General features: G+C 62.4%; 7 protein-coding genes. 6 read left to right on the top strand and 1 reads right to left on the bottom strand.

Going from position 1 to position 7,172, the window contains the following annotated elements:
* Window positions 1–67 precede the first annotated feature (67 nt).
* On the bottom strand, window positions 68–1,663 hold the full coding sequence (locus ACZ5YV_RS17190; protein WP_464789592.1) for a class I adenylate-forming enzyme family protein: 1,596 nt from the start codon (window positions 1,661–1,663) through the stop codon (window positions 68–70).
* 136 nt (window positions 1,664–1,799) lie between these two features.
* Here ACZ5YV_RS17190 and ACZ5YV_RS17195 point away from each other — a divergent pair, with 136 nt between their 5' ends.
* The 6 genes from ACZ5YV_RS17195 to ACZ5YV_RS17220 are packed head-to-tail and all read left to right on the top strand — an operon-like array spanning window position 1,800 to window position 7,132.
* Window positions 1,800–2,978 (top strand): acyl-CoA dehydrogenase family protein, encoded by a 1,179-nt coding sequence (locus ACZ5YV_RS17195; protein WP_464789593.1) that lies wholly within the window; start codon window positions 1,800–1,802, stop codon window positions 2,976–2,978.
* On the top strand, window positions 2,930–4,033 hold the full coding sequence (locus ACZ5YV_RS17200; protein WP_464789594.1) for a phosphotransferase: 1,104 nt from the start codon (window positions 2,930–2,932) through the stop codon (window positions 4,031–4,033). The genes ACZ5YV_RS17195 and ACZ5YV_RS17200 overlap by 49 nt, the downstream gene beginning before the upstream one ends.
* Window positions 4,034–4,052: 19 nt before the next feature.
* Window positions 4,053–5,027, top strand: a complete 975-nt coding sequence (locus tag ACZ5YV_RS17205) for an NAD(P)H-dependent flavin oxidoreductase (RefSeq protein WP_464789595.1) — start codon at window positions 4,053–4,055, stop codon at window positions 5,025–5,027.
* A 2-nt stretch (window positions 5,028–5,029) separates the two neighbouring features.
* Entirely contained in the window at window positions 5,030–5,914 is an 885-nt protein-coding gene (locus ACZ5YV_RS17210; RefSeq protein WP_464789596.1) for a crotonase/enoyl-CoA hydratase family protein, read from the top strand.
* A 19-nt stretch (window positions 5,915–5,933) separates the two neighbouring features.
* Entirely contained in the window at window positions 5,934–6,353 is a 420-nt protein-coding gene (locus tag ACZ5YV_RS17215; RefSeq protein ID WP_464789597.1) for a nuclear transport factor 2 family protein, read from the top strand.
* Window positions 6,354–6,370: 17 nt separating this feature from the next.
* Window positions 6,371–7,132, top strand: a complete 762-nt coding sequence (locus ACZ5YV_RS17220) for an SDR family NAD(P)-dependent oxidoreductase (protein ID WP_464789598.1) — start codon at window positions 6,371–6,373, stop codon at window positions 7,130–7,132.
* The last annotated feature ends 40 nt before the right edge of the window (window positions 7,133–7,172 follow it).

Consider the following 7,172-nt stretch of genomic DNA (forward strand, 5'->3'; position numbering starts at 1 on the left):
TCGGTAACTAGGTGAGGCCTAACTTATTCCGGCCCTCGCCGCAAGTTATGACAACGATTGATGTATTTCATGTGGGATCGCTGACCAGCGTTTGGGGCAGCCATTCGCGAACCGTGGTTTTCAACAGCTTGCCGTTGGCATTGCGGGGAAGCGGCCCCTCCACGATGTAGACATGGTCGGGAACCTTGTAGTCGGACAGATGCCGTGCGCAGAAGTCGCGCAGGCTAGTGCCGTCTACCTGGCCGGGCGCGACCACGAACGCCTCGACCCGTTCGCCCAGGACAGGGCAGGGCTTGCCGATCACGACGGCTTCGGTAACGGCCTCATGCGACATGAGCATGTTTTCGACCTCGATCGAATAGATTTTGAAGCCGCCGCGATTGATCATGTCCTTCATCCGGTCGAGCACGCGGATATAGCCGCTCGCGTCCATCGTGCCGATGTCACCCGATTTCCAATAGCCGCCGGTAAAGCCCCGTTCCGTTGCTTCGGGGTTGTTCCAGTAGCGCGGTATCGTCATCGCGCCCGCAATCCAGATTTCGCCTTGCTCCCCGCATGGGAGTTCGCGACCTTCCCCATCCATGATTATGATGTCGGCATAAGGCAGAGCCTTGCCGACCTTGTCCGGATGAGCGGGACAGTCGCCAAGCGGCATCATGACGGCGGGGGAGGAGGTTTCGGTCGATCCGTAGATGTTCACCAGCGTTAGTTGCGGCAGCTGGGCGGCCAATGTTTCGATGCTGGATTCGGCCATGGGCGCCCCGCCGAACGCGCCAATGCGCCAGCTGGACAGATCGAAGTCCGCGAAGTCAGGCTCCATCAGGCATAGCTTGTACATGGCCGGGACCATGATGACGTAGCTCATGCGTTCGGCCTGCGCGAGTTCCAGGAAGGGGCGAGCCTTGAACGCATGCTGCATCACCACCTTCCCCGCGACCCGGATGCTGAGCATCAGGATGAGGCCGATCCCGGTGACGTGCGAGGCAGGGACGGCGAGGATCATCGACTCCCCATCCTTCAATTGCAGGTGCTGCTGGCTGCCGATGCAGATGGTAACGATGCCGAGATGCGTGAGAACCGCGCCCTTGGGGCGGCCGGTGGTGCCCGAGGTGTAGAGGATGCAGAAGGGGTCATCTTCGCTGACGGCCGATCGGCGTGGGGCGTCGGTCAGCGCTTCGGGTGTGGCGTTGGACCAATGGGCAGCTTCGTCGGAATAGCGGAGCCAGTGGCGCAGTTGGGGGTGGTCGGAGTGGCCGGGCAGTTGGTCTTCCAGCGCATCGTCATAGATGATGGCCGCAGCGCTGCTGTCATCGAGCAGATAGGCGGTTTCGGGCGCGCGCTGGCGGATATTCATGGGCACGGCGATCAGGCCGAGTCTTGCTGCCGCCAGAAGCAGGGTGGAATAATCGGCACGGTTGGAGAGCAGGATGGCGAGCCTGTCACCCGCCGCGAGGCCGAGTGATGTCAAACGCGCGGCACAGGCGGTGACGCGGGCGGCGAGAAAGGCGTAGCTCCACCGATCGTTGCCATCGACCAGTGCGATCGCATCGGGCGATCGGCTGACGGCGTCCAGGAACATGGCGTAAATGTCTGCGGGGCGATCTTGATGACAATTGACCAGCCTGCCGTGATGCACTTCTTTGCGGAGTTGCAGATGCTTCATCTCTTTATCGGTCCTCTCCGCGCGACCTGCCATGCTATGACGGGCGCGAAAGCTCTTATATGGCTTTCTAATTGCACCTTGCATTGCGGTTCTTCCCTTGGCAAGCGCCAAGCAACGAGAGGAGCGGAGACAAGCCATGGCAGATCATGAGGATGATGCGGCGATTGCTCGAAGGGTCGAGAATTTTGTCCGCGACGTGGTCGTTCCATATGAGACGGACGGTCGTCGGGATGATCATGGTCCGCTGGATGCGCTGGTGCAGGAAATGCGGGCCAAAGCGCGGGAGGCGGGTGTCCTGACGCCGCATATCCGCGCGGACGGAACGCATCTTAGCCACCGGACAACGGCGCGGGTGCTGCGCGCTTCGGGATTGTCGCCGCTGGGGCCGCTCGCCTGCAACACCAATGCGCCCGACGAAGGCAATATGTTCCTGCTGGGCAGGGTCGCTACGGCAGAGCAGAAGAGCCGCTATCTCGATCCGATGGTTGCGGGGAATGGGCGCTCCTGTTTCCTGATGACGGAGCTCGCGGCGGAAGGCGGGACCGGATCGGACCCGTCGATGATGCAGACCTGTGCGCGGCTGGAGGGCGGCGAATGGGTGATCAACGGGCGCAAGGCTTTCGCGACTGGATTTGCCGGGGCCAGCTTTGCGATCCTGATGGCGAAGACGGAGCGTGATGATGACGCGACGGCGGCGACTATGTTCCTGGTTCCGTTGCCGCATCCGGCGCTGGTGCAGGAACGGCTGATCGGCACGATCGACAGTTCGATGCCGGGCGGTCATGCGGTGGTGAAGATTGACGACCTACGTCTGCCGCCTGAAGCTGTCCTGGGCGCGCCGCATGAGGGCTTTGCCTATGCGCAGATCCGGCTCGCCCCGGCGCGGCTTACCCATTGCATGCGCTGGCTTGGCGCTGCGATACGGGCGAATGAGATTGCCACGGACTATGCGGTGAAGCGGCAGGCGTTCGGCAAGCCGCTGATCGACCATGAGGGCGTTGGCTTCATGCTGGCCGACAACCTGATCGACCTGAAACAATGCGAGTTGATAATCGATTGGTGCGCGGACGTATTGGACTCAGGCGAAAAGGCGATCACCGAAAGCTCCATGGCGAAGGTGGCTGTATCCGAAACGCTGTTCCGGGTGGCCGATCGGTGCGTCCAGGTGATGGGCGGAACCGGGGTGAGCCATGACACGATCGTTGAGCAGGTATTCCGCGAAATCCGCGCCTTCCGCATCTATGATGGGCCGACCCAGGTGCATAAATGGTCGCTCGCCAAGAAGATCAAGCGCGAGGCGTTGGCGAAGTCATGAATGCCGAGGAACTGAACGCCGGGCTTTCCGAAGTGCGCGAGGCGCATCGTTTCGATGAAGGCGCTTTGCGGGCATGGCTGAAGGAGCATGTGCCCGAGGCGGAAGGGCCGCTGACCGTGCGGCAGTTCAAGGGCGGGCAGTCCAATCCGACCTTCCGACTGGACGTTCCGGGACGTTCCTTTGTCATGCGCCGCAAGCCGCCCGGCGTGACGGTGCCCGGCGCCCATGCCGTGGATCGCGAGGCGCGGGTGATCGCGGCGCTGGGCAAGGAAGGTTTTCCGGTGCCCCGCATTTACGGGCTATGCACGGACGATGCGGTGATCGGCAGCTGGTTCTATGTCATGGAGTGCGTCGAAGGGCGTGTCTTCTGGAACTCGCGTTTTGAGAATGTCGCGGCGGAGGAACGGGTTGCCTATTTCGACGCGATGAACGCGACCTTGGCTCAGCTTCACAATTTCGATCCCGTGGCGCTAGGCCTCGATGATTTCGGGAAGAAGGGCAATTATTTCGAGCGGCAGATCGCGCGGTGGTCGCGCCAATATCTGAATGACGAGGCGGCTGGCCGCGACGCCAACATGGATCGGCTGATCGAATGGCTGCCAGCGAATATCCCCGCAGGGGATGAAAGCCGGATCGTCCATGGCGACTATCGAGCGGACAATATGGTGTTCCATCCGACTGAGCCACGCGTCGCGGTGGTGCTGGATTGGGAGCTTTCGACGCTTGGCCATCCATTGGCGGATTTCGTCAATCACCTGATGATGTACCGGCTGCCACCCGCCATTCTGTCGGGCCTGCGGGGCGCCGATTTCGCCGCGCTGAAGCTGATGCCCGAGGAGGAGTATATAGCCGCCTATTGCCGCAGGACCGGGCGGGACGGGATCGACCATATCGGCTTCTACCGCGCCTTCGCTCTTTTTCGGCTTGCGGCCATCTATCATGGCATTAAGGCAAGGGCACTACGCGGAACGGCCGCATCAGCGCATGCAGAAGAACTGGCGGCGCAATATCCCCTGCTCGCCCAATTGGGATGGAGCGAGGCGGAAGCGGCCTGATCAAAGGGGAAATGGTGGAATGAAGACCCGGATTACCGAGCTTACTGGCACGCGCTATCCTATCATCCAGGGTGGCATGCAGTGGGTGGGCCGCGCGGAGTTGGCTTCGGCGGTGTCCAATGCTGGTGGTCTGGGCATACTGACGGCGCTGACGCAACCGACGCCCGAGGCGCTGGCCGCCGAGATCGAGCGGTGCCGGACCATGACCGACAAGCCGTTCGGCGTGAACCTGACCATTTTGCCGACCGCACAGCCTGTTCCCTACGAGGCCTATGCGGAAGTCATCGCCGGATCGGGCGTTGGCGTGGTCGAAACGGCCGGGCGTAGTCCCGCCGAGTTCATTGCCCGCTTCAAGCAGGCGGGCGTCAAGATCGTGCACAAATGCACTGCCGTCCGCCATGCGCTGTCCGCACAACGGGCGGGCGTCGATGCCGTGTCGATCGACGGGTTCGAAGCGGCGGGTCATCCGGGCGAGGATGATATTCCGGGCATGGTGCTGATCCCGGCTGCGGCGCGCGCGCTGGAGATTCCGATCCTGGCGGCAGGGGGCATGGCGACCGGGCGCAGCATGGCGGCGGCGCTCGCATTAGGCGCTGAAGGCGTGACGATGGGCACCCGGTTCATGCTGACGAAGGAAGCGCCTATCCATGAGGCGATCAAGCAGGCGGTGATGCAGGGGACGGAGCGCGACACGACGCTGATCTTCCGCCAGCTGCGCAACACGGCGCGCGTGTTCCGCAATGCCGTCGCCGAGGAGGTGAACGTCAAGGAACGGGAGCCCGGTGCGACGTTCGAGGATATCCGGCCGCTGGTCGCCGGTGCGCGAGGGCGCGCGGCGCTGGAAAGCGGCGAAGTGGATGGCGGGCTGGTCTGGGCAGGGCTTGGGATCGGTTTGATGGACGATATTCCGACATGCGCCGAACTGATCGAGCGCATCGTGCGCGAATGCCGCGAGGCGCTGGGCCGCGCCGTGGCGCTGACCGGGGAGGCATGAGCATGAGCTACAATACAATCCGCTATGAGGTCGAGGATGACGGCGTGCTGCTGCTGACGCTCAATCGACCCGACAAGCTGAACGCCTTTACGGTCGAGATGTGCGAGGAGCTGGTCGACGCTTATGGCCGGGCGAGCCAGGATGATGCGGTGCGCGTAATCGTGGTGACGGGCGAGGGGCGTGCTTTCTGTGCAGGCATGGACCTGTCGGTCGGCGGCAATGTCTTTGGCCTGGACGAGAGCATGACGCCGACGATGGAAGATCTGCGCGAACGCGGTGATGATCCGGCGATCCTGAAGGGCGTGCGGGATACGGGCGGGCGCGTGGCGATGGCGATGTATGATTGCCTGAAGCCGATCGTTGGCGCGGTGAATGGCGCGGCGGTGGGTATTGGATCGACCATGCTGCTGCCGATGGATTTCCGCTTCGCATCGGACAAGGCGCGCTTCGGCTTTGTTTTTGGACGGCTGGGCATCACGATGGAAGCGTGCTCGTCCTTCTTCCTGCCGCGCATTGTCGGTTTGGAACAGGCGATGGAGTGGGCTTACAAGGCCGACATTTTCGATGCCGCCGAAGCGCACGACAAGGGCCTGGTCCGTGGTGTGTTCCCGGCCGAGACGCTGGTCGAGGAGGCGAAGGCCTTTGCGCGCTCGCTGGTCAAGGATCGCTCGCCCGTTTCGATCGCGCTGATCCGGCAGATGCTGAACCGCAATAGCGCGCAGCCCGATCCATGGCAGGCGCATCTGACGGAATCGCTGGCGGTGTTCTACACCAGTCAGGCGGACGGCCGCGAAGGTGTTCGTGCCTTCAATGAAAAACGGCCAGCGGAATTCACGGGGAAGGCGTCGCAGATGCCGCCCTTCTTCCCTTGGTATGGCGAAAAATAATTCAACGGAGAGAATTGAGATGATCACGCTGGAAGACAAGATCGCGATTCAGGAACTGGTCGCGCGTTTCACCCGCTGTTCCGACTTTGGCGATTGGGAAGGGCTTGCCGCTGTTTTCGCGCCCGAGGTGGTGACGGAGTTGGAAGGCCTGCCCATCCGCTATGAAGGCATCGAGGCTCAGGTCGAGCATGCCAAGGAGTCGGACAATCAGGCCGAGGGCAAGAACCGCCATTATAATTTCAACATGATCGTGTCCGAGAAGGACGGCGCGGTACATGCCGAATATGCCTTCATGAACGTCAATGCCGGGCAAGCGCCGATGAGTTCCAAGATCGTCGTGACCGGCCGTCAGCGGGACACGGTGGTGAAGACCGGCGACGGTTGGAAGATCGCACGCCGCTTCGTTCAGTTCGACCAGTCCTTCAGCCTTGATTTCTAAGCCACGGAGGAACGGTCGTGGACATTAAGGGTCTGTGCGCTGTCGTCACCGGCGGCGCTTCGGGGCTGGGCAGTGCGACTGCTGAAAGGCTGTCCGAGCTTGGCGCCCGCGTGGCGATCTTCGATTTGAACGAGGAAGCTGGCGCGTCGCTCGCCGAACGGTTGGGCGGCAGCTTCCATCATGTGGACGTGACCAGCGCCCAGTCCGTGGACGCGGGGCTGGCGGCGGCAGAGGCGAAGCTGGGGACGCCGCGTGTGCTGGTGAACTGCGCTGGCGTGGCGCCGGGTTTCCGTGTCGTGGGCAAGGATGGTTCGCCCCCTCCGCTGGACGCTTTCCGCAAGGCCGTTGAGATCAATCTGATCGGTAGTTTTAACGTCATTTCCCGCTTTGCCGCCAAGCTCGCCGCCGCGGGGGTGGACGGGGAGGAAGCGGGCGTGATCGTCAATACGGCGTCTGTCGCCGCTTTTGACGGGCAGATCGGTCAGGCTGCTTACGCCGCATCCAAGGGTGGTGTCGTGGGCATGACGCTGCCGATCGCGCGAGACCTGGCGCAACATCGCATTCGCGTGATGACGATTGCGCCGGGCATTTTCCTGACGCCGATGCTGCAAGGCCTGCCGCAGGCGACGCAGGATTCGCTGGGCAAGCAGGTGCCGCATCCTTCGCGGCTGGGCAAACCAGCAGAATTTGCGAAGCTGGTTCAGAATATCATTGAAAATCCGATGCTGAACGGAGAGGTGATCCGTCTGGACGGCGCGATCCGCATGGGGCCGCGCTGACCGTTCGCCATCAATTGGGTGTGTAAGAAGGATTGCTGCC

The sequence above is a fragment of the Sphingobium sp. TomTYG46 genome (genome assembly GCF_055396345.1).

Bases quoted from the DNA above. Each gene is read 5' to 3' on its own strand.
- ACZ5YV_RS17195 (WP_464789593.1), top strand. From the start codon at position 1,800: ATGGCAGATCATGAGGATGATGCGGCGATTGCTCGAAGGGTCGAGAAT.
- ACZ5YV_RS17190 (WP_464789592.1), bottom strand. From the start codon at position 1,663: ATGAAGCATCTGCAACTCCGCAAAGAAGTGCATCACGGCAGGCTGGTC.
- ACZ5YV_RS17200 (WP_464789594.1), top strand. From the start codon at position 2,930: ATGGTCGCTCGCCAAGAAGATCAAGCGCGAGGCGTTGGCGAAGTCATG.
- ACZ5YV_RS17215 (WP_464789597.1), top strand. From the start codon at position 5,934: ATGATCACGCTGGAAGACAAGATCGCGATTCAGGAACTGGTCGCGCGT.
- ACZ5YV_RS17205 (WP_464789595.1), top strand. From the start codon at position 4,053: ATGAAGACCCGGATTACCGAGCTTACTGGCACGCGCTATCCTATCATC.
- ACZ5YV_RS17210 (WP_464789596.1), top strand. From the start codon at position 5,030: ATGAGCTACAATACAATCCGCTATGAGGTCGAGGATGACGGCGTGCTG.